This window comes from Deltaproteobacteria bacterium (assembly GCA_016235345.1).
Taxonomy (GTDB): Bacteria; Desulfobacterota; Desulfobacteria; order Desulfobacterales; family Desulfatibacillaceae; genus JACRLG01.
This window is the reverse complement of the sequence record JACRLG010000014.1, coordinates 1-23,137: the sequence shown is the minus strand read 5'-3', so window position 1 is coordinate 23,137 and position 23,137 is coordinate 1. Positions and strand designations below refer to the sequence as shown.

At 59.3% G+C, this 23,137-nt stretch carries 11 protein-coding genes and 1 tRNA gene; 4 read left to right on the top strand and 8 right to left on the bottom strand.

Annotated features, from left to right (window positions below):
* Positions 1 to 61 precede the first annotated feature (61 nt).
* Positions 62 to 1,822: a DNA primase gene (locus tag HZB23_06995; protein ID MBI5844397.1), complete on the bottom strand. Its 1,761-nt coding sequence runs from the start codon at positions 1,820 to 1,822 to the stop codon at positions 62 to 64.
* A 757-nt stretch (positions 1,823 to 2,579) separates the two neighbouring features.
* On the opposite strand from HZB23_06995, the gene HZB23_06990 reads away from it, so the two are divergent.
* The 4 genes from HZB23_06990 to HZB23_06975 all read left to right on the top strand — a co-directional run bounded on the left by HZB23_06990 (position 2,580) and on the right by HZB23_06975 (position 6,159).
* A tRNA-Ala gene (locus HZB23_06990) sits at positions 2,580 to 2,655 on the top strand.
* 230 nt (positions 2,656 to 2,885) lie between these two features.
* Positions 2,886 to 4,580: an energy-dependent translational throttle protein EttA gene (gene ettA / locus HZB23_06985; GenBank protein MBI5844396.1), complete on the top strand. Its 1,695-nt coding sequence runs from the start codon at positions 2,886 to 2,888 to the stop codon at positions 4,578 to 4,580.
* 193 nt (positions 4,581 to 4,773) lie between these two features.
* Positions 4,774 to 5,496, top strand: a complete 723-nt coding sequence (locus HZB23_06980) for a metallophosphoesterase family protein (protein ID MBI5844395.1) — start codon at positions 4,774 to 4,776, stop codon at positions 5,494 to 5,496.
* Positions 5,497 to 5,565: 69 nt separating this feature from the next.
* Positions 5,566 to 6,159, top strand: coding sequence for a VOC family protein (locus HZB23_06975; GenBank protein ID MBI5844394.1), 594 nt, complete (start codon positions 5,566 to 5,568; stop codon positions 6,157 to 6,159).
* Here HZB23_06975 and HZB23_06970 read toward each other — a convergent pair.
* The 7 genes from HZB23_06970 to HZB23_06940 form a co-directional block, all read right to left on the bottom strand.
* Positions 6,145 to 7,917, bottom strand: coding sequence for an N-acetylmuramoyl-L-alanine amidase (locus tag HZB23_06970; protein MBI5844393.1), 1,773 nt, complete (start codon positions 7,915 to 7,917; stop codon positions 6,145 to 6,147). The two genes, HZB23_06975 and HZB23_06970, sit on opposite strands and share 15 nt — an antisense overlap.
* On the bottom strand, positions 7,914 to 10,478 hold the full coding sequence (mutS, locus tag HZB23_06965) for a DNA mismatch repair protein MutS (protein ID MBI5844392.1): 2,565 nt from the start codon (positions 10,476 to 10,478) through the stop codon (positions 7,914 to 7,916). Before mutS ends, HZB23_06970 begins: the two co-directional genes overlap by 4 nt.
* Before the next feature lie 61 nt (positions 10,479 to 10,539).
* Positions 10,540 to 10,872: a LapA family protein gene (locus HZB23_06960; protein ID MBI5844391.1), complete on the bottom strand. Its 333-nt coding sequence runs from the start codon at positions 10,870 to 10,872 to the stop codon at positions 10,540 to 10,542.
* A gap of 25 nt (positions 10,873 to 10,897) precedes the next feature.
* The gene (locus HZB23_06955) at positions 10,898 to 11,389 is read right to left on the bottom strand and encodes an HIT domain-containing protein (GenBank protein MBI5844390.1); all 492 of its coding nucleotides are present in this window, start codon (positions 11,387 to 11,389) and stop codon (positions 10,898 to 10,900) included.
* A 184-nt stretch (positions 11,390 to 11,573) separates the two neighbouring features.
* Positions 11,574 to 13,205 carry a PfaD family polyunsaturated fatty acid/polyketide biosynthesis protein gene (locus tag HZB23_06950; protein MBI5844389.1) on the bottom strand — a complete coding sequence of 544 codons (1,632 nt, stop codon included), beginning with the start codon at positions 13,203 to 13,205 and terminating at the stop codon, positions 11,574 to 11,576.
* A gap of 19 nt (positions 13,206 to 13,224) precedes the next feature.
* On the bottom strand, positions 13,225 to 20,355 hold the full coding sequence (locus HZB23_06945) for a hypothetical protein (GenBank protein MBI5844388.1): 7,131 nt from the start codon (positions 20,353 to 20,355) through the stop codon (positions 13,225 to 13,227).
* 168 nt (positions 20,356 to 20,523) lie between these two features.
* On the bottom strand, positions 20,524 to 23,137 hold a 2,614-nt coding region (locus HZB23_06940), incomplete at its 5' end, for an SDR family NAD(P)-dependent oxidoreductase (GenBank protein ID MBI5844387.1).

Here is a 23,137-nt window from a genome sequence, read left to right as displayed (position 1 = left end):
GAATCCGGTTGTTGAGCATTGGGCAGGGACAAGGCCCCCGCCTTCTCATGCGGATAAGTTCTTATTGTTGAAATCGAAGGCTTTTTTTCAGCCTGTTCTGTTCGCCGGTAAGGTTGAGCCGGGCTTCTTCGTCGCCCCTTTCGCAGGCTTCGATTATTGCGGCCGTAAGCCGCCTGAGGCGCATTTTTATAGAGCTTTTTTCAAAGCCGGCAAGAATGTTGCGGCAAGGTTCATCCACGCTTTGGGCGAAGATTTCCGCCAGCAGGCAACGCTCTTGGGGCGTCTCGAAAAGACTCATGAGGTCGCTCCTGGACGCTTCCGCCCCAAGCGAAATCAAGGTTTTACCGATGGTCTTCAAGGTTTCGTTTTCAAATTCATCTATGAAAGATGATGCTTTTACTTCTTCTAAAAATTCTTCACTGACAAGCATCGCCTTGATTATGTCTTTTTCCCTTCTATAATTTTCGCCTTCCAATACTGCGGGCCGGGCCTCGACCTGGGCCGTCGCTTCATCGGGCTGCCGCCGGGTTTGACTTTTCGATCCTTTTACGTGGGCAAGGATGGCGGCCTCGTCGACCCCTATCCTTTGGGACAGGTGCCGCACGTAGAGCGAGCGGGCCACGGGGTCCTCCAGCATGGCCAGGGACGGCGCAAGCTCCTCCACCGTCCTGGTTTTGCCGGTGATGGAAAGACCGTGGCGGTTGACCGCCTCGTTGATGATGAACTGGACCAGATCAACCGCGTTTTTGGCCAGGATCAGAAATGCTTCGGACCCGTGTGCGCGCACGAAGGTGTCCGGGTCGTGGCCGGGATCAAGGGCCAGCACCCTGGCCTGGGCGCCTTCCGCAGAAAATATGGGAAGGCTCCGCACGGCGGCTGAAATACCGGCCCGGTCGGCGTCGAAGACCAGGACGATGTTGTCGGCCAGATGCTTCAGCTGCCTCACGTGCTCGGCGGAAAGGGCGGTTCCGCAGGTGGCCACGGCGTTCTCGATTCCGGCCTCCCACAGGGCTATCACGTCGAGATAGCCTTCCACCACGTATATGGCGCGTTCTCGGCGCACGGCCTCGGATGCCTGGCGTATGCCATAAAGAACGCGCTTCTTGTCGTAAACCGGCGTCTGGGGGCTGTTCAAATACTTGGGGGTCTCGTCGGTCATGGTGCGCCCGCCGAAACCCGTAATCTGGCCCCTAAGATCGGTTATGGGAAACATGAGCCGGTCGCGGAACCGGTCGTAGGTCTTTCCGGTCTCGCTTTTGGAGGAAAGCCCGGCCCGGTCCATGACCTTCTCCGACACTCCACGGTTTTTCAGATAGAGGTCCAGGTTGTGCCAACCCGCCGGAGCGAATCCAAGCCCGAAGGCTTCCACGGCCCTTTGCCCCACCCCGCGCTTTTCAAGGTATTCCAATGCCTTTGCCCCGCCCGGGGCTTTGAGGCTCGCGGAGAAAAAATCCGCAGCCTGCCTGTTGGCGGAAAACAGGGTCTCCCGTTCTGACCGGGCGGTTTTGGCCGCGCCTCCCGAATAGGCCTCCACCTGGATTCCGTAGCGCTCGCCAAGGCTGGCCACGGCTTCGGGAAAACTTAAGCCCTCGCTTTTCATTACGAAATCGAAGATGTCCCCGCCCTCGCCGCAGCCGAAGCAGTGAAAGAACTGCTTGACCGGGTTAACAGTGAACGAGGGGGTCTTTTCCGAATGAAAGGGGCACAGGCCCAGGAAGCTGCGCCCGGCCTTTTTGAGGGATACGCGGCCGGAAACCACCTCCACGATATCCGCCATGCTGCGGATACGTGAAACCGTGTCATCTCCGAAGCTCGTTCCCACCTTGACTCCCTTTCATCGCCAGCATCGCGCCGTGAATGCCGGAGGCGGCGCGGATGGCGCACGAGGACCGCCTTTGAACCCGATTCCGGAAAGAGCCGAAAAAAGTCAGGCTTGCGTTCAAAAGGCTTTAAGCCTTTTTTGGCGCAAGCCTGCGTGGCAGGGCGGGCTGCCGCGACGGCGGCAACCGGTTAAAAAGGAACGGAGGCCATGCCTTTCAACGTGAAGCGCCGGGGACACGTCTGTCCGTCCGGCGGTCGAAAGTTGCCGGAACGGTCGTTTTGGTTCTACTGGGCGCTTCGCGTCTATGGGGCTGGCCGAAGTGGCCGCCTTTTTTGCCGCCTGATGATTGCCAAAAAATTACGTGTATTTTTTCCATCGACATGCCTATGCCATGCCGATGCTTATTGGGAGCCGAGACCCAATTCAAATCATTTTATAATATGGCAGGCAGGTTAAGGTGTCAAGGAATCGTAAGAAATAAATGTGGCGCACGCGGATTAGGGCAGGGAGTCAACAGGTGGCGTTCTGCGGATTGACGGCGTATCTCCGTTGATCCTGGAAGGTCAGCCCGCGCCCTGCAACGCTTTCGATGCACACTAAAGCGCAGAAAACGCCCAGGGCAGACCGAACCAACCCCCGGCTCTTGATGCCAACCGGCCAAAAGGCCCTTAAGCGCCATTGTTTTTGACATGCCGGTCAAAAAAACGTTGACTTGGCAATGCCATCGTTCTATAGACCCTTCCTCACGGAAGCTCGTGGGGATGTAGCTCAGCTGGGAGAGCGCGGCGTTCGCAACGCCGAGGCCAGGGGTTCGAGCCCCCTCATCTCCACCATTTTTCATTTCGCCTTCACCGGAATTCAGTCAAGGCCGGATCTGCGGTTTTCCCGCGATTCCGGCCTTTTCATTGTCCGGCGCGGCAAAAATATCTTTCGCACTGGCCCTGCTTTTCAAAAACGGGCCGATGCGCTATACCGCAAAAAGCATTCACCCGAATCCGTCTCCGGGCCTTTCAGGGGCCTTCGGGATTTTTCCCTTACGACAGCCTTTCAAGGAGGTTTTTCCGTGGCAAAACCCAATCCACCCTCAGGCGACAAGCAGGTCATATATTCCATGGTGAAGGTGGGAAAGGTCGTCCCGCCCAACCGCCAGATTCTGAGGGACATCACCTTAGGCTTTTACTACGGCGCGAAAATCGGCGTTCTGGGCCTTAACGGCGCGGGCAAAAGCAGCCTTTTGCGCATAATGGCTGGCGTCGATACCGCCTTCACCGGCCAGACCATGCTTTCCAAGGGCTACTCCGTGGGCCTTCTGGAGCAGGAACCCGTGCTTGACGACCAAAAGACCGTGAAGGAGGTTGTCTCCGAGGCGGTGAAGCCCCTTATGGACCTTCTGGCCCGTTTTGAGGTCGTGAACGAGAGCTTCGGCGACCCGGACGCTGACATCGACGCCCTGGTGGAAGAGCAGGGAAAGCTCCAGGAAAAGCTCGACGAGCTTGACGCCTGGAACCTCGACAACAGGCTCGAAATCGCCATGGACGCCCTTCGCTGCCCGCCCTCGGAAACTCAGGTCTCCGTGCTTTCGGGCGGTGAGCGCCGCCGGGTGGCCCTGTGCCGCCTTCTTCTCACCGAACCGGACATCCTTTTACTTGACGAGCCCACCAACCACCTGGACGCCGAAAGCGTGGCCTGGCTGGAGAGGCATCTTCAGGAATACAAGGGCACCGTCATAGCAGTGACCCATGACCGGTATTTTCTGGACAACGTCGCGGGCTGGATTCTGGAGCTTGACCGGGGCCACGGAATCCCCTGGAAGGGCAATTACTCCTCATGGCTTGAGCAGAAAAAGGACCGCCTCGCCAAGGAGGAGAAGTCCGAGTCCAAGCGCCAGAAAACCCTTGCGCGGGAACTTGCGTGGATACGCATGAGCCCCAAGGCCCGCCAGGCCAAGGGCAAGGCCCGCGTCACCGCCTACGAAAACCTTCTTAGCCAGGAATTCGAGGCGCACCGGGACGATATGGAAATCTACATCCCGCCCGGCCCCCGCCTTGGCGACAAGGTGATAGAACTTGATCACGTGACAAAGAGCTTCGGCGACAGGGTGCTGATAGACGATCTTACCTTAAAGCTCCCCAAGGGCTCCATAGTGGGCGTTATCGGCCCTAACGGCGCGGGCAAGACCACCTTTCTGCGCCTTGTCACAAGCCAGGAAAAACCCGATAAGGGCGAGGTCACAGTCGGCCAGACCGTGAACATGGCCTACGTGGACCAGAGCAGGGAAAGCCTGGACGCAACGAAAAACGTGTGGGAGGAAATTTCCGGCGGCGCGGAAAGCCTGAATCTCGGAGGGCGGTCCAGGAATTCACGCGCCTACGTGGCGAGCTTTAATTTCGCCGGGGCCGACCAGCAGAAAAAGGTGGAAAACCTCTCCGGCGGCGAGCGCAACCGGGTGCACCTTGCCAAGATGCTCACCAAAGGCGCGAACGTGATCCTTCTGGATGAGCCCACCAACGACCTTGACGTCAACACGCTACGGGCCCTTGAAGACGCGGTTGAAAACTTCGGCGGAAACGCCATAATCGTCAGCCACGACCGCTGGTTCCTGGACCGGGTGTGCACACACATCCTGGCCTTTGAGGACGAGGGGAAGGTGAGCTTTTTCGACGGCAATTTCTCCGATTACGAGGCCGACCGCAAAAAACGCCTGGGCATGGCCGCCGAGACGCCTCATCGGATCAAGTACCGCAGGCTGACCGCCTGATAATAGCCCGTCTAAAAACGCGAACTGCTGTGTCAGGCATCGTAGCGCGGGTCGGTCATATACGACCAGTATTATTCCTCCCCGCGCTTCTCGCCTTCCTTGCATTTCATCGTTTTTATCCAGGCTATACTCTTCTTTTCAAAAAGTGGCGACGGCTAAGCGCCGATAATAGAACAAAAATCGCGGGCGAAACGTGAACATAGCGATAATTTCAGACATTCACGGCAACCTGGAGGCCCTTGACGCCACACTTGCCGACATTTCGGACAGGCAGGCCGAACACGTGATCTGCCTGGGCGACTGCGTGGGCTACGGGGCGGACTCCGAGGCGGTGCTTTCGCGCATCTGGGACGAGAACATCCCCACCGTGCGCGGCAACCACGAGGACGCGCTCTTCGACGATTCGGTCCTGGAGTGGTTCAACCCCCAGGCCACGGACGCCATTTTAAGGACGCGGGAAATGATGAGCGCCGAGTCCATGGAGCGCATTTCCCGCTGGCCGCTCTTCATCCCCTTCGACGCCGCCTGGTGCGTGCACGGTTTTCCGCCCGCCTCGGTCCACACCTATCTTTTCGAGGCCACCAAAAGAATGGTGGCGGACTGCTTCGATTCCATCCCATCGCGCATAGTGTTCGTGGGCCACACCCACATCCTGAGCCTTGTTGCCTTTGACGGTGAAAAGGTGAAGACCTACCCCCTGAAAAAAGGCACAACCTTCCTGAATGGCCGCAAATACATAGTGAACGTGGGATCGGTGGGCCAGCCCAGGGATGGCGACAACAGCGCCAAATACGTGATCTGGGACACCGAGGCCAACAGCCTTGAGGTGCGCTTCGTGCCCTACGACGCGCAGAAGGCCGCAGACAAGATAATCAAGGCAGGGCTCCCGGAATTTCTGGCCCGAAGGCTTTTATGACCGCGACTCATATTACGCGTTGCCGGAACAGGGCGATCCTCTGTTGAAGGCTCATGGAAAGGATGCAACATGCCGCGATACACCGGGATCAACCATCTGGCCATGGTCACCAGGGACATCGACAAAACCATCGGCTTCTGGCGCGACCTCCTGGGAATGAGGCTGGTGGCCGGGCTTGGGGGAGGGGGAAGCCGCCACTATTTTTTCGAAATAAGCGAAAACGACCTCCTGGCCTTTTTCGAGTGGCCGGAGGCCATGCCGGTTGAGGAAAAGGACCACGGCTTTCCGGTGGCCGGGCCGGTTGTTTTCGACCACGTCTCCTTCGGAGTGGAATCCGAGGACGATCTCTGGGAAATAAAGGACAGGCTTACTGCGGCTGGATTTGCGGTGTCCGGGGTCATTGACCACGGATTTATCCGATCCATCTATTCATTTGACCCCAACGGGATTCCCATCGAGTTTTCCGCCAATGTAGCCGGGGTGGACGTTAGGAAAAAACCGATGATGGGGGATGCCCGTCCTTCAGTCAAGGCCCTTGAGGGAAGCGAGCCCGTGCCCGGAGCATGGCCCAAGGTGACAGAAAAGACGCCGCAGTACCGAAGAAGGGTTTACGAGGGCGCGGGCGCGAGGATAGACTGGGCGGACGGCTCAACGACGCCTTGAAATTGAAGGTTTCAGATCCTCGATATAAGCGGCCACGCCTTCCGCTATTCCTTCGCAGAGCATGTTCCGGTACTTTTCGTCCATCAGGCGGCGGCATTCCTCCTCGTTCGTTATGAAACCCGTTTCTACCAGGATCGCAGGCATCTGAGCGCCCAGAAGAACGTAGAACGGGGCCTGCTTCACCCCCTTGTCCACCACCCTCGGATGCTTCTCCGAAACCGCCCGCACCATGCTTTCCTGCACCCTTCTGGCCAGCCGGGTTGACTCCTCCACCTTGGCGTTCCGCAAAAGGTCCTTCAAAATCCCCTGAAGATCGCTAATGCTCTTCTGGCTGGTGGCGTTTTCCCTGGCCGCCAGGGCTATGGCGTCTTCGTCCGTGGCAAGGTTCAGGAAATAGGTCTCTATGCCGTTTGCCTCCACGTTGCAGGTGGCGTTGGCGTGGATGGAGATGAACAGGTCCCCCCTTTTGGTGTTGGCCTGGGCAGGGCGCTCCTCCAGGGACAGGAAACGGTCTCCGGTACGGGTGAGGATCACGTTGCAGCCGGTTTTGGCCTTAAGCTTTTTGGCGAGGGTTCTGGCCATGTCTAGGACCAGCTCCTTTTCCTGGACGCCCTTTACGGTTCCTACGGCTCCTGGGTCCTTGCCGCCGTGGCCAGCGTCGATTACTATGGTTCGGACGCCAAGGGCGAGCTGCCTCGCAAGATCGTCTGCGGAAGGTTTTTTTGGCTTTGGGGCTTTTTTCGGTTTTTTTGGCTTGGGCTTGCCCTTTGGCGGTTTATCGGGGGCAGGCGGCTTTACGGCGACTGCGGTTTCCTTTTCACCGATAACGTCGATCACCAGCCTGAAAGGATTGGAAAGGGCGAACGTCTTGCAGGATGCGACGCTCTTGCAGTCCACAACCACCCGCACCGTGTCCGCGCTGTTCTGGCCCGCCCGCACTGAAATCAGAAGATCGTCGTTAACCGGAACCACGGACGAGACCGACGGGGAAAGCTTGGCCTTCAAAATGTCGAAATAAAGCCTTGGCGGCTTGTTGGCCGCCGGGTCAGCCGGAAGCTGGTTCTGGGTGAAGGCCGCATCGTTTGTGGCGTCGATCACAAGCCTTGTGTAGGACGAGTTGGACCAGAACCGGATACCGGTAACCGTGACCGGCCCGGCCTGGGACGGGGCTGTAACGGGGGCTGGCTCCATGCACACGGCCCCGGGCGGAACCCTGGCCGCCGACCCCTTGGGCGCGGAGGGTACTGCCGGTCCGGGTGGTGGGGGAGGGGGCTGATCGGCCTTTTGGGCAGCAGTTTCCCGGAAGGTCCTCTTTTTCACCGAGCGCTTGACGGTTACGGCGGCCAGGGCCTTTCTGGACCTTATCGCGTAGGAGCTTTTGGGAAAGTCCGAAACCACGATTTCGTAAAGGTCAAGGGCGCTGGCAAGGTCTTCGGGGTCGCCTAAGGTGTGGTTCAATTCCAGGTACATTTCGGCTGCGGAGAAAAGCCCTGCTGCAGCCCAGGGGCCTTCAGGCTCGGTTTTGGCCACGTCTTTGAAAAGCACAATGCAGGAAATCCAGTTGTCCCTTTGTCCCCTGTCCTTTTCCCCGGAAAAAAGCCTGTCCCGGCAGCGTTCGGCCTCCAGGTAGATGTCCTTGGCGGGTATGCCCTGGGCCGTGGCGCAGGCGGGAAAGGCGAAAAGCGCCCACAGAATCATGGAGGCCAGAAAGGCCATTTTGAGCCGGAAAAACGCCGCCGGTCGACCGGTTGAAATCATTGCCCGGCCTCCGGGGTGGAATCGTTGTCAGAGCCGGTTTCCGAAGGCTCCGAAGGGCCGTTTTCCGCTTCCGGGAAAAACAGGGTGAGCTGGACACTGCCCTGCCTTTTCCGCACTATTTTTCGCGAGCGCACGGCCCGCCTTAACCGGTCGGCCTCGGATGATTCTATCACGGAAAGAATCTGCCCGGCCCGCTCCACCACCAGTTCCGGCACCCCGGCCAGCCGGGCCACGGCTATTCCGTGGCTCTTGTTGGTGCCTCCCGGAGCCAGTCGGCGCAGAAACACTATGCCGTCCGCCGTCTCCTTCACGGCGATGTGGAAGTTTTTCACGCGCGGGCAGGACTGGGAAAGCTCGGTCAGCTCGTGATAATGGGTGGCGAAAAGGGTTTTCACCCCGCTTCCCTTCAGATCGTGCAAATATTCGGCGACCGCCCAGGCTATGGAAAGCCCGTCGAAGGTGCTGGTGCCCCGGCCTATCTCGTCCACCATGACCAGCGAGTTTTTCGTGGCGTTGTTTAAGATGTTGGCGGTTTCCTGCATTTCCACCATGAAGGTGCTCTGGCCGAGGCTTAGGTTGTCCAGGGCTCCAACCCTTGTGAAAATCCGGTCGCAGACCCCTAACTCGGCCCTGGAGGCGGGTACGAAGGAGCCCATCTGGGCCATTATGGCGGTCACCGCAGTCTGGCGCAGCACAGTGGATTTACCAGCCATGTTGGGGCCGGTTATGATGAGCACCTGGCAGTCCGCCATGTCGAGCATTATGGAGTTGGGCACGTAGCGCCCGGCCTCCAGGGTCTTTTCCACCACCGGGTGCCTGCCCTCGGTGATTTCGATCCTCTGCGACCCGTTGACCAGGGGCCTTCTATAGCCGTTTTTGTCCGCAGCCTCGGCCAGGGCGAAAAGAGTGTCAACCCTTGCAAGATGAAGAGCCGCAGCCCAGATTCGGCTGGCTTCTGTCGCGACCCTTTCCCGGAGGGCCTGGAAAAGCTCGTACTCCAGGCTTTTTTTGCGTTCCCCGGCCCCCAGAACCTTTTCCTCGAAGGTTTTGAGCTCGTCGGTTATGAAGCGCTCGGCGTTAACCAAGGTCTGCCTTCGCACGTAATGGGCGGGCACGCGCTCGGCCTGGCTCTTGGGCACCTCGATATAATACCCGAAAACCTTGTTGAAGCGCACCTTTAAAGTGGAGATGCCCGTGCGTTCCTTTTCCGCCGCCTCAAGCCGCGCCAGAAAGCCCAGGGCGTCTCCTTCGAGTGCCGAAACCTCATCAAGGTCGGCGTTGTAGCCGCTTCGGAAAATGCCGCCCTCCCGCACGGAAAGGGGTGCGTCGTCCCTTACGGCGTCCAGGATGGCCGAGGCCATGTCCGAAAGATCATCACCCAGGACCTCGCCGCCGAGAAGACCGGACTTGAACCTCTGGGACATCAGGAGCCAAAGATCGGGAAGCGCGGCCAGGCTCCTTCCCAGGGCCAGAAGGTCGCGGGGGGTGGCCCGATTCAGCACTATGCGGCTTCTGAGGCGCTCAAGGTCGCCCATGCCTGAAAGGTTGCGGCGCACGGCGTCCCGGCCCACCGGGTCGCTTTTGGCCTCATCCACTGCGTCCTGGCGAAGACCGATTTCCGAAATGTCCCTTAAGGGATACCTCAGCCAGCGGGAAAGGAGCCGGGAGCCCATGGGGGTCGCGCAGAAATCCAGAACCTGGATGAGGCTTCCGGCGCGGGAGCCGGTGGCGATATTGGAGAAAAGCTCCAGGTTTCGCACGGAGGATGCGTCGAGATAGAGGAAGTCGCCGGTGGAATAGGGTGTGATCCGGGTTACGTGGGCAACCTGCCTGCACTGGGTGCGGGAGGCGTAAGCGAGGGCCGCCGAGGCCGCCGATATTCCGGCGTTCATGCCGGTTAAGCCGAAGCCTTCCAGGTTTTGGGTGCCGAAATGGCCGCAAAGCTGCGAAAGGCCCTTATTGGCATCGAAGAACTCTTTGTCAAGCCAGGTAATCGCGGCGTTGGGAAGTGCGGCCAGAACGCTCCTCAGCTCGTCGTGGTGCCGGTCGGCCTCCGAAACCAGCACCTCCTGGGGGGCTATGCGGGCCAGTTCGTCCGCCGCCTCTTGGGCGGAGCCCAGTTCTGTGACCCGGAAATCCGCCGTGGAAACCGAAAGGCTGGCGAGCCCCCATGTCTTGCGGCATCTTGCCACCGCCGTGAGCAGGTTTTCCGAGCCTTCCGCAAGATAGGCGTCCTCGGTTATGGTGCCGGGGGTGACCACCCTCACCACGTCCCTTTTCACTATGCCCTTGGCAAGCGCCGGGTCTTCCACCTGGTCGCACACGGCCACCTTGTGGCCTTGGGCCAGGAGGCGCGCTATGTAGCGTTCGGCGCTGTGGTGCGGAATCCCGCACATGGGCACGGGGTCCGGGTCGTTTTTGTTGCGGGAGGTGAGAGTTAACGAAAGCGCGGCGGATGCGGTTTTTGCGTCCTCGAAGAACATCTCGTAAAAATCGCCCATGCGGAAGAACAGGAGAGCGTCAGGATAATTCTCCTTTATCTGCCAATATTGGCGGAACATGGGGGTTTCCCCGTTTCCGCCCCTCGCTGTTCCTTCGTCTGGCATGTCGCTTCACTGTTTTTCAGGCGGAGGGCGGAATTTCGGCTAAAGCTTCCGAAGGCGTCGCCTCGCCCGTGGCGGCGGAGCCCTTCAAGGCGGCGAGCTCATCCTGAAGCGACTGTATGGTGCTCCTGGACCGGAACGAATTCCTGAGGGAAACCACGAAAACCGAAAGCGCCCCCAGAAGGAAAAAGCTTAAGAGATAGACCGCGTTGGGGACCTTTTCGCTGTGCCAGCTGAAAAGATTGAGCGGGAAGCCGTAGGTGAGAAGCTCCCTGTTCTGGTAAACCACGATGGACAGGATGATGAGGAAAATCAGGCTTGCTGCGAGTTGCAGCTTCATTTTCGTGCTCATGGCGCTCCTTCTTCCTGTGGAATTTTTACGCCCAGGATGACGGGTCAAGTCCGGCGAAAAGCGGTTTCAGCTTTTCTGCTGTTGCCTGGATATGTTCGGGAATCACCCGCACGTCAGCAAAAACCGTGAGGGCGTTCACATCCCCGAACCAGCGGGGAACAACGTGGAAGTGAAGGTGCTCCTCCACACCCGCCCCGGCCACCTTGCCGAGGTTTAGCCCCACGTTGAAGCCGTCGGGGTTCATGGAAGTTTTAAGTATGCCTATGGCCTGCTCCACGGTTTTCGTCAAAAGGGCCATCTCGTTCATCGTAAGGTCCGAAAGCGCCGAAACGTGGCGCACCGGGGCCACCAGGAGATGCCCGTTTATGTACGGAAACTTGTTCATCACCACCATCACGTGTTCGGTTACCCACAGGGTCAGATCGGTATTGGTGGTGCGGGCCAGGCAGAAAACGCAGCCGGGCGGTTTTTCCCCCACGATGTATTCCATGCGCCAGGGCGCCCATACGGTGTGCATCGATTGCTTTCCTTGAAGCGAAAATTTGAAGATTGCGGAAAAACCGGGTCATCGCTGCCCGATTTTCCCCGCTTGATTTTTACTCAGAGGATTTGGCGAGTCGAACCGGCTCGTCGGGGAAAATCTAACCTCTTGGAGGATAAACATCAAGGCTTTTTTGCCGAAAGCGGCCCATTGAGGGCTTTCACGGCAGGTTGGACTGGCGGGGAACCCACCGGAAAAGGGCGGGAGGAAGGCTTACCCGTGATGCGGAAAGGATGCGCAGGCGCATTAAATAGGCCGCGCCGCAAAGAAGGTTCATGGCAACGTCGGCCACCCGGCGATTATTGAAATCGGCAAGACAGGTCCCGGCGGCCCAGGCATTGAAGGCCCCCATGGCCGGGCCGCACCATATCTGGTAATCCATCTCACGGCCCTTAACGCCAGCCGCAGCCCAGCGGGAAGCCTGCCCAAGATACCATTTGAAGATCAGGGCCATTATGAGCTTGCCGTTGTTTCCGGCCCTTTCCAGGGCCGCCGGGTCACGCTCCATGAAAAAGCGCCGGGTTTCGCTCCAGACCTCTTCCAGGGGCTTTTGAAAGACCTGGGTTTCGAGTTTTTTCCGCTCAGCCGGGTCAATGGCGTCAATGCCCTCAAGCCGATTGTACAGTTCATAAAGTTTCGCGGCCCGCTGGGCGAAGAGGCTTCCGCGCCTCAAAACTTGCACCTTGCCGCCCATCTCGAACATGTCGGCGGCCGGGGTCATGGCGACATCGGCAACATCGGCTTCGGAAAGGAGCTTTTTGACGTGAAGGCTGGTTCCGGCCTCTATACAGGACTGATTGACGGAGCCGGTAACAACATAGGCCGCGCCCATTGAAAAAGCCGCAAGCACGGCGGCGGGCGTGGCCATGCCCCCGGCGGCCCCCACCCGGACGGGCCGTTCGTAGCCGTATCGGGCGCAGATTTCGTCCCGCAAGGCCATGATGGAGGGAAGGATGCCCACCAGGGGGCGGTTGTCGGTGTGCCCGCCGGAGTCGGCTTCGACGGTTATGTCGTCCGCCATCGGAACCTTTCGCGCCATTTCCGACTGATCCCGGCTTATGAGGCCCTCCGCCGCCAGTTTTTCCAGAATCCGGTCAGGAGCCGGTTTCAGAAAGTGCGCGGCGGTCTCACGCCTGGAAACCTTGGCTATCACGCGGTTTTCGCAGGAAATTCGGCCGTGGCCGTCCTTACGGAGTCCGCTTGCCCTGAACCGGACGATGTGGGGCGTCAAGTCCATGTAGGCGGCGGTTTCAACGCAGTTGACGCCGGTTTCCAGATAAAGGCGCACAATGGCGTCCTCAAGGGCCGGGTCCAGGGGGCTGTGGATGAGATTCATGGCAAAGGGTCCGTTCGGAAGCTCGTGCCGGATTTCGCCTATGGCCTCCCGGACCCGCGCGGGCGACAGTCCCGCCGCCCCGAAGCTCCCAAGAAAACCGGCCCTGCCAAGAGCCGCAACCATGCGCTCGGAGGCGATTCCGTTGGCCATGGCCCCGCCGTAAAGGGGGTATCTTACACCGTGATGGGCGGCAAAGGATGGCTCTCCAAGGCTTTCGGGCATAAGGGCCGGAGCCGAGGCAAGAAGCGTAAGGCCGGAACCGCCGGAAACCAGCGAGCCTTTTTCCGCGAAGGCCACCCCCACGCGCTCCGGGCCGCCAGCCACCCACACCGGGCGTGAGATGTCCGAGAGGCGGGCGCTGATCTCCTCCATGTCAAAGGTCACCGCCTCCGGGCGGACGCCAAGGCCGTCAAGTTCGATTGGGACATTGCCGGAAAAACTCAGGTGTTGATTCATGTTTCCGCCGTTTTCCATTTTATTCAAAGCCTTCTTCCACAACCAGGGCCGCGTCCGTAATTTCATAGATGCGGATTTTGTCCTTCCAGAGACTGGCGTCCGCCTTCACGGTGATGTTGCCCTCGCCCCGCTCGATTTTTTTGATGTGGACATCGATGGTCATGGCGCGGTTAGCCGGGGTGATCTGGCCCCTGTACTTCCATTTGACGATGTTTTCACCGTGCCTGAACCGGGGATTTTTGAAATTCGCGCCAATGCCTGATCTTAAAGCGAAAAGCCGTATTATTTCAAGTATCGCTTCAACTCCCAGGCTTCCGGGCATGACCGGGTCGTTGTGGAAATGGCAGGGGAAGAACCAGTCTTTTGCGTTCACCAGTTTTTCCGCCACAAGGTAGCCAAGGCCGAATTTTCCGCCATCAGGAGCCAGGGTTACCCGGTCCAGGAATCTAAGCATGGGGCCGTTTCCGCAATAATGGGGCTTGTCCGGCGATGGAGAATAATACCTCCTGATGGTTTCCGGCGAGGTCAGATCGAAAACCTCAGCACCCGTTTCTGGCAGATATCTGCGCGTTGAAAGCGGGTTGTTGTCAGCGCCCTGATCAAGGCCCACCTGGTTTACGAGGGCGTCTTTGGTGAAATATCCGAAAACGGCGGTGCCCTCGTAAAAGGGCGAGCCTGATTCCGAAAGCAAAAAGGTGAACTTCTGGATTATGGAACCCCCAGCCGCCGCAGTGGTGAGAAGCCGCGACTCGTTGGTGATGGTTTTGCTCCGCAAGTCAGGCTCCCGCAGAAGCCTGCCCTCGCCGTCCAGGTTGCGGAAGAAAAAGTCCGTGGCGGGCGTTATCTGGGTGGTTTCCATCCAGGTTGAAACGAACCCGCAGGGCTGGAGCGCCACCTCCATCAGAACCGAGTATGGCGCGGTTCCGGGCCAGGCGCTCTGCTGCGCGAACCAGGCGTTTTCCGGCGCGTCGTATTCGCTGATAACCGTGGCGGGTTTTTTGAAATCCCCAGGCGTTCCCGTTACCTCCATCACCCGGCTGATTAGCTGAAGCTCGCCGTTGGGCGTGCGCGGAGGCTGGCGGTTTTCGTAGATTTCAAAGCTTTTGCCGAAGCATTTGGCAAGGCTTCCCACGGCGAATTCCGTAAGATGCGCCTGGGTGAAAACCGGCTTTTTGGGCGGAACCGGAGCGGAAAAAATCGGGGCCGCCGCAATTTTGGCCGAAATTCCGGCCTTCCACGGATCATCCGGGCGCTTTTCAACGAGCCTCACCCCAAGGTCGGTGAAGTCCACCACGATCTTGTCGCCAAGCAGAATTGACACGTCCGCCACTGCAAAGGGTTCGGGATCGAGCCCAAGCCTTTTCACCTCCACCTTGTAGGTGAGAAGGCTGTCTTTCGGTATCACCTGGCCCCGGCAGCGCACCTTCTGGGGCAGGTCAGCCACGGGCTGGAAACGGGCGTCCGCCGTTTTGGTCTGGAAACCCAGAAATAGCGTGTAAAATTGCAGGAGCTGCACGCAGCCTTCAGCCATGAGGCTTCCGGCCATCACCGGGTCGTTCTTGAAGTGGCAGGGAAAGTACCAGTGATCGGGCGAAAGGTCCTTTTCGGCGACTATCTCCCCAAGCCCCCAGGCCCCGCCTGTTGGGTCCACGGAAACCACCCGGTCCGCCATCAGCATGTCCGAGGCAGCGAACCTGAGGGACGGGTTACGCCCGTCCTGCCTGTAATTTTCGCCAAAGCAGGCGGCCACGTCGCCTTTTATGATGGAGACAAGGTCGTCCCGCGAAAAGGAGCGCTTCGGGCATTCCAGAAGGGGCGGAAAACGCACCTTCACGATTTTTTTCCGGGCCGAGATTTCGGCCTCGGTGGCGATTATTCCCTTTCCCGCCGCAAGCTCCCCGTCCGAGAAAAAACCCGCGCAGCCGCCCCGCATGGTGAGAATGGGAAGGTCGTCCGCAAAGCAGTTGTAGCGAAAGAAAAATAAAAGGTTGTTTCCGCTTCGGGCGAAGGAATCTATGCTGATGTCGTAGCGAAGCGTACTGCCTTCACGGGGAAGTTCGCCCGAAAAAGTGAGGGTGCAGTCCAAAAGGCGGTACACCCGCTCGCCCCTGCACTCGAAATCGATGCCCAGATAGCTTATCAGAAGAAGATCGCACTGGCCGGATTCCACGCACACGGCCCAGGGAACCTGCCCGTCTATGGCGTACCAGGCGTTTTCCGGGATGTCGTACTCGGTTGTCATGTGGGAAGGCCTGAATTCGCCGCGTTTCGCGTCGATTCCGGTCACCCGCGAGACCAAAAGATAGGGAGGCAAAGGAAGCCTCACCTGCCTTGGGTAAGTATCAATCACCGCATATTCCGGGCCGAAAACATTGGCGATTTTTCCCCCGGCGAACTCCAGAAGATCGGCCTCGTCCCACACCGCCTTTTTAGCTGGGCTCCGGGCAGGAAGAACAGGGGAGGGCGCGGGCGGATTTTCCGGGGCATCCATCGCAGCGGCCTTCGGAAGGCCCGCCTCAAGGCTTTCACCGTACCTCCGGGTTGCGGTTGACACCAGCCGGGCGACATCCAGGGCCGCTTGCCTCTGGCGGTCCAGAAAATTCACATGAACGCTCGCCGCAAGCCCTATGTTTTCCACGAACTTGGGCGGAAGGCCGTTTAGGGGCGAAACCTGGGGCGCGGGATAAGTCTGTGTGGCAGTATTTTTAGGCGACGCGCTTGCGGGGGGAACCGGGGGCTGCGGAATGACTGCTGATTGAGGCTCGGTTTTCATGGCGGCTTTCTTTCCGGCGGAAAAATTTGGATCTTCTGAAGTTTCAATCCTGGGAACCGGGCGATTTTCAGGCTTTGGCGTAGATATGGGCGCTGGCGCGGGTTTTTCGGGGATCATCGCCCGCGCGGCCTTTTCCACGGTTTCGCTTATGTCGGCTCCTGTGGTGGTCAAAGAGAGCACAAGACTCTTTTTGGATGAAGGGGCCGGAGCCTCGCCGAAAAAAGCCGAAAGGTCGATTTCCGCCCTGTGGGAAAAGAGACGGGCGCTGGCCTTGGCGAGGCTCGCCCCGAAATCCGCGCCCTTGCGGTCCAGGTTCACGGCAAGGTGGGGGCGGGGGCCGAGAATCTCCCGAATGTGGCCGGTCAGATTTTCGCGCGGGCCTGTTTCGATGAAAACCCGCACACCGTCGTCATAGGCCTTTTCCACAAGGCGCACGAAATCAACCGCGCGGCAGTAAATTTCGGCGATGTTGCGGGCTATGGCTTCCGACTCCAGCGCAAGGGGCGAAAAGGTGGTGGCCGTGTAGAAGGTGACGCCTTCGACCGGTCGCACGGCAAGGGTGTGCAGCCTTGTCATCTCGTCAAAATCAGCCCGCACCGGCTCGCAGTGGAGGGCGTCGCCCATGGGGGACTCGAAAGCCTCGCACCCAAGCCGCCGAATGATCTTTTCGCAGGCCAAAGGATGCCCCGCTATGGCCGTCTCATAAGGGGTATTGGTGAAGGTGTGAAAGCAGGCGGGCGCGCCGGGAGCGAAATTCGCCTCCCCTATGGCGGCCAGAAGATCGGAGGCGGTGGCTTTTAAATTGAAGGCGGACCAGATTTTTTCCCCGGTCGATTTTTCGGGGCCAAGGCCGAAGGCACGCCTTATGGTGGTCATGGGGCCGGCGAGATCGGTGCGGAAAACCGTGGATACCCTGAGCCTGTCGCTCATGGCGCAACCTCTTTCCCAGACAGAAAAGGCGTACATCATGGTGACCTCGCCCATGCTGTAGCCAAGGGCCACCGAGGGCTTCACCCCAAGGCGATTTCGCAGAACGTCGGTTGCTGCCATGCCGAAAAGGATTCCGCTTTCAAAGGCGGAGATGGGGTTTTCCAGAAAGGCGGAAAGTCCGTTGGCAAGTTCTTTTTCCGATAATGCGGCCACGCTTCGGGGATATACAAGCCGGTCAGCGAAAAGCTCGCCAAGCCTTTCTTTCGGGTAAATCAAGTCCTCGAAAAGCTGCGGGTGAAGATTGAAGAGGTCCCCGCCCATTGCCGGATAGGAATTGAACGCGCCCGGAAAGACTATGGCGGTCTTTCCGGTGCGACCCACGGGCCTTGAGGAAAAGCACGAGCCCTGGGGGGATGCCCAGTCAAGCCCGCTTATAAAGGCCCGCTCCACGGCGCTTTTTGCGGCTTGGGCCTGTGAGGCGAGTTCCTCCCGGCTTTTTCCGGCCAGCACCAGGGCGAAGTCCGCATCAGGGGTCTTGCGGCTTGTTTCAAACGCCTCCCGCGCCAGCTTTTTAAGCTCACCGCCGTCCAAAAGGGCCTTTTTGAAGGCCGAAAGCGCCGAAAGCACATCTTTTGCGTCGTTTCCGCACAGGGGGATCAGGAAAACGCCGGTTTCAAGGGGCCGCCTGCGGTGAGAAAGGGTTTTTCCCCTCATTTTTCCCGCCGGGTTTCTTTCGGATTCCAAAGGCTCCCTTAAAACCGCGTGGCAGGAAAATCCATCAAGCCCCATGCCGCTTATAGCGGCCCGGCGGACGGGGTTTTCCGACGAGGAAAACCAGGGCCGGGTTTGGGTGGGGATGAAAAAGGGCGAGCCCTTCCAGGCTTCGGGCTCCTTAGGCTCCTTCCAGTTGGGCGCGCCGTAAAAGGCCCGGTGAAAAAGGCCCAGTGCCGATTTTACGAGACCCGCCGCACCGCTTGCCGCAAAGGTGTGGCCAATGTTGGCCTTTGCTCCCGAAATGGAGATTTCAAGGCTTCCGGCCCCTCTATAGGCGTCAAAAAGCCCCTTGGTTTCCTCTTGGTCCTCCTGCGCGATTCCGCTTGCGAAGGCTTCAACCGCGCCGATTTTTTCGGGCGAGGCTCCCGCCGCGTCGAGGGCTTTCCGGGCGGCCTCCGCCACCGCGCCCGAATCGGTCCCCCTGAAAAATTCCACGGCCTCCATCACGGAGTAAATGCGGTCCCCGGCCTTCACCGCGTCCGACAGCCTTTTCACCACCACGGCCCCGGCCCCTTCGCCGGGAATCCAGCCGTTTACGGATTCATCAAACGACAGCGTGGCCGCCCCTTTGTTGACGGGATTTTTCTGCGCCCGCCAGAGCACGTGCTCCGGCCCTGCGGCAAGGTCCACCGCGCCCACGCAGGCCGCTGTCACGGACTTGTCCGAAAGGATGGCCCAGGCTGTTTCAAGGGCCCGGAAAAAGGAGTTCTCCCCGGCGGACACGGTGAAGGCGGGGCCGGAAAAGTCCCAAAGCGCCGCCACACGGGCCGCCATTATGTTTCCGATGAAACTGGTGTACTGGTTGACGCCTGCGGCGTTGTGGATCGAGTCCTTCGATGCCGCCACAAGGCCGTCGGGCAGTTCCTCGCCGTTTCCGGCGAGCTGAGTTTTAAGGTTCACCCGTCCCCGGAAACGGTGGATGGAAAGCTCGGTCTCCATGCCGATGATTACCGCCGTGTTCGATCCTTCTTTGACCCCTGCGTCCGATAGCGCTCCATCCGCCGTTTTCATGGCCAGGACCTGCTGGCAGATGAGCCGGTCGTCGGGGTTGGGCGGAATCTTGTAGCGAAGAAAATCGGCATCAAAATCGGTGATGAAAGAGCCTTTGACGGACTCCGGCCCGTCAGGGCCGATTTCATTCATAAGGGCCAAGTTGTTTTCCAGGCCCTTCCAGCGGCCCTTGGGGAGCGGGGTGAAGCACTGGCTCCCGGTTTCGAGCATTCGCAGAAATTCGCCAAGATTTTGGGCCGGGCCGAAGTGGACGTCCATGCCAACTATGGCCAGCGGCTCACGCGCGGGGAGGGCATCCTCTTTTTTCGTTGTGTTGCCGGAAAGCGAGAGCACAAGGTGGGCGTCGGTTCCGCCGAAACCGAAGGCTGAGACGCCCGCAAGCCTTTCCCTGCCCCGCTCCGGCCAGGGGACGGTTTTGGCGGGAAAACGATCCGGCCCAAAAAGGCCGTCGGCGGGTTCATTCAGGCCGAAGGTTCCTGGAATTTCGCCCTTTCGCATGGCAAAAACCGCCTTCATAACTCCCGGAACGCCCGCCGCAGTCAAAAGGTGGCCGAAGTTGGACTTGGCGGAACCCAGAAGGGGCCGTTCCTCCTGCCCCCGGTACAAGCGATCGATGGTTTCAAGCTCCACCCTGTCCCCAAGGGGGGTGCCTGTGGCGTGACACTCAATGAAAGAGATTTCGTGCGGGTTTACGCAGCCCGCCTCCCAGGCGCGTTTGAGGGCCAGCGCCTGTCCCCTCGTGTTGGGGCTTAGAACGGAGGAACCCCTGCCGTCGTTGGACAGCCCCGCGCCTTCGATCACCGCGTGAATCCGGTCGCCGTCCCTTTTTGCGTCGGAAAGGCGTTTAAGCACGAAAAATCCAGCGCCCTCGCCCGGAAAAAGCCCGCCGGATTTTTTTGAAAAGGGCAGGCAGGATTTTTTGAGGCCGGGAAGGGCCTGGAAAATGGAAAAGCCCATTGTGACGAAAAATGGGTCCGCCGCGCTCACCCCGCCAGCAAGAACCATGTTGGCCCTGCCGGTTTGAAGAAAAAGGGAGCCCAAGGCTATTGCGTAGTGGGTGGAGGCGCAGGCGGCGTCGAGACAAAGGCAGGGGCCGGAGAGCCCCAGAGCGCGGGTCGCCACCATTGCGGGAAGGCTTGAAATGATTCCGTTTTCCCAGCTTGTTTCAAGTGATTGTGAAAAGGGTGGAAGCCTGAAATCCGGCGAGTCCGTGCCGCGTCTCAAGCCTTCTTCAACGGCTTTGTGATACATGGGCAGGAAAATGCGGTTGGACGAGCGGGTGGGAAAGGACAGGTTGCCGCACACGAAGCCGCATCGGGATAGCGCCGGGTCGCCAGGCCTGATCCCCGCGTCAAAAAGGGCGTTTTTCGCGGCGTGAAGGGGCCACAGAGCCACGGGGTCGAGGCCTTTCAGCTCGTTTTCGGGAACCGGAAGGCCGGACAAATCCGGGGAAAATTCCCCGACGTAGCCGCCACGATAATCATACCAGGTGTCGGCCACGCCTTTTTCCGGGCTGAAATAATCTTCGGGGCTGGCCCCCATTTCTTCGAGGGTCGCCTTCCGGCGCAGGTCTTTGCCGTTTTCGAGGGCGTCCCACAACTCATCGGGGGTCCGCGCTCCGGGAAGCAGGCAGGAGAGGCCAACTATAGCAATTCGTTCCATAGATTCAGTCACGCGGGTTGGCCGGTTCGGGTGGTTTAAAAGTATAATTATTTGTAATTATAAGATAAAAAATAAAAGTCATAAAGTTTTTTGGAAGGGGAGGGAGGGGAAACCTTTTGTGAACAAAAGGTTTCCCCTCCCTCCCCCGCAAAGCCTTTCCCCATTCATCTAAAAATGCTTGTTCAGGCTTTCGGAAGCCGTGGCCTGCGCGCCCGAAATGCGGAATAGCACGAGGCCGTCCTCGTCGTGGGCTGTTATGTCGGCGGTGACCGTGGGAAGCTCGGCGCGGGTGACGTCCAAGGACACGTAAAAGGCGTCGCCGGGTTTTACGGGCCGGAAGTTTTCCACGCAGGCCGCTGCGGTTGGAAGGCTTGGAAGGGAAAGGGTGCGCCTTATCCATACAAGAAGGCATTGCAAAAGGGCGTCCGCCGCAAAGGGGTTCATGGAATCCGTTGCAAACCGGCCAAGCTCGGAAGCGCAGACCCTGGGAGCCCGGCACAGGGCGGTGAGTTTTTTTTCGCTGCGGTGGATGACCTTTTCCACCACCCGGAAGCGCGGGCCGTGGAAAAGGGTTTTATCCTGGTAGAAAACCGTTCCGTTCTCTGCGTTTTGAGGAATGCTCACGAAATGCAGGTACGTGGGCGGCTCCGGGCGGCCTGGAAGCAGTTTTACCGTGGCCCCGTAATGGTTAACGCCTTTTTTCCCGTTGGTTCCTGTTACGGAGACGTCAAAGGCAAGCCCGTTGCCGTTTTTGGATGTCTGCCGCACGGACACTTCCAGGGCGGAGTTTTTGGACGGGTCAAGCGTGACTCCCGTAAACAGACGGTAGTCCGAGACCTTCGCCGCGTGGAAGCCGGGGTAAAGCCGCTCGCAGGCCTCGGCCAGAACCGATATGGCGCACACCGTGGGAAGCACCGGCTTTTCGCCTATGGCATGGTCGGCCAGAAAGGGTGCTGCTGCAAGGCCAAAGGTCGCCACTGCCCGGTGTTCTCCCACGATTTCGCGGTTTGAATCGGCCTCCTGCATGGAGCTTCCAACCAAAAGCTGGATTCCGGTTTCGTTTCCGCCCGAAAGCGCGCGGGTGAAGATTTCGGTGCAATGGGCCAGAGGAACCACATCAACGCCGCGCTTTTCAAAGTGGCTCTTGAGTTCGGGACCCACCATGCCGCCGTCTATCGGCCCCCAGTTGAAGGAGACCACGCGGCAGCCGGGATGTTTTTTGGAAAAGGCGAGAGCAGCCTTGTTCAGGGCCTCGTTGGCCATTGAATAATCGCACTGGCCGGGGTTGCCGAAAAAGCCCGCTGCGGACGAGAACGTTACAAGATGCTTCAGACTGGCGGGGTCCACGCAGTTCATCAGCGCGGCAAGGCCGTCGGTCTTGGTTTTGAAAACCTTGATGAAATCGGCGGCGTCCTTCTGGTGCAAGGGCTTGTCGTGGATAACGCCCGCTCCGTGAATCAGCCCTGTAATGGGGCCGGTTTCTGCTGTTATGGGGGCCAGTGCGGAGGCGAGCGCGGCTGGATCGGTTGCGTCGGCCTTGATATAGATAGCCTCGCCTCCTGCCCGTCTGATTTCGGAAAGGGTGCGGCTTATCTCGCGGGAGGCTGAAACCTCGCGAACCAGGGCCGTTACCGCCTTGGGGGAGGGCTTTTCACCCGTGCCTTGAAGGTGGCGGACGGCGGCTTCCTTCAGTTGCCCTTCACTTGATGCGTTTTGCGCCCAGTCAGGCTCGGTCGTAAAATGTTGCGAGCGCCCGGCCAGTATGTAGCGCCCGCCCCATTTTTGCGCCAGGGCGGTGACGCAGGCCGCCGTCACCCCCCGCGCCCCGCCTGAAACCAAAAACACAGGGTTTTCGGGAGCGGGCATCGAGGCCGTGTCGGAAAGAACCGCCGGGCGGAAATCCAGGGTCATCCGCCCGCGTGTTCCGCGTCCGGTTTCCGTTATCCGAAGGTCGGGGTCCAGGATTTCCCCGGAGATGAATTCTGCTTCAAGGGACAGGTCAAGCCCCGGTTCGATGTCGATGGCCCTGCAGAACACGTTTTCCCACTCCAGGCCCGCCGTCTTGGCAAGGCCGGAAAGGCAGCCGTGGATGGAATCGAAGTCCGCACCGCCTGTTCCAAGGCAGCCGTCCATGCGGCTCACCGTCACGAAAAAGCGCCTGCCCGCCGTGTCCTTAATATTGAGGAAAGGCGCAAGGTGCTTGGCCAGGAGAAAGGCCGACATGGGGCCATAGGTTGATTTTGCTCGGTCTGGCGGCATGGCGAACACGCAGCCGGAGATTATCCCGCCGTTTCCGGCAAGACCGGCGATGATTTGCGCAAGGTCGTCTTCGGATTCGCCGTTCCATTCAATCCGGCGCTTTCCGTTGACCGGCGGGGCGCATGAGAGGATCACCGGGGCAAGGCCAAGCCCTTCAAGGGACGCCCCCAAGGCTCCGGCGAGCCCGGTTCCGTCGTCGCTTACGATGACGATTCCGCCCTGGGGAAAATCGGGAAAAATCCGGTCAGGCGAGGGAAGCTCACGCGCGACTGCCACGGAGACCAGATTTTCCGGAAGGCTTGCGGATTTCATTTCAGATGGCGCAGGCGATGGCGTGGGAACGGAAAGTTTCCCCGGCGCGTCCGTTACGCCGCCCGAAAGCCTTGACGCAACCTGCCCCAAAGTCTTCAACTCGGCAAGCTCGGCCGCTTCCAACTCCGGAAGGTGGGGGAAGCGCTCCCGCATGGCTCCCAGGATTTCCACGCGCTTTATCGAGTCGATTCCAAGGTCGGCCTCCATGTCC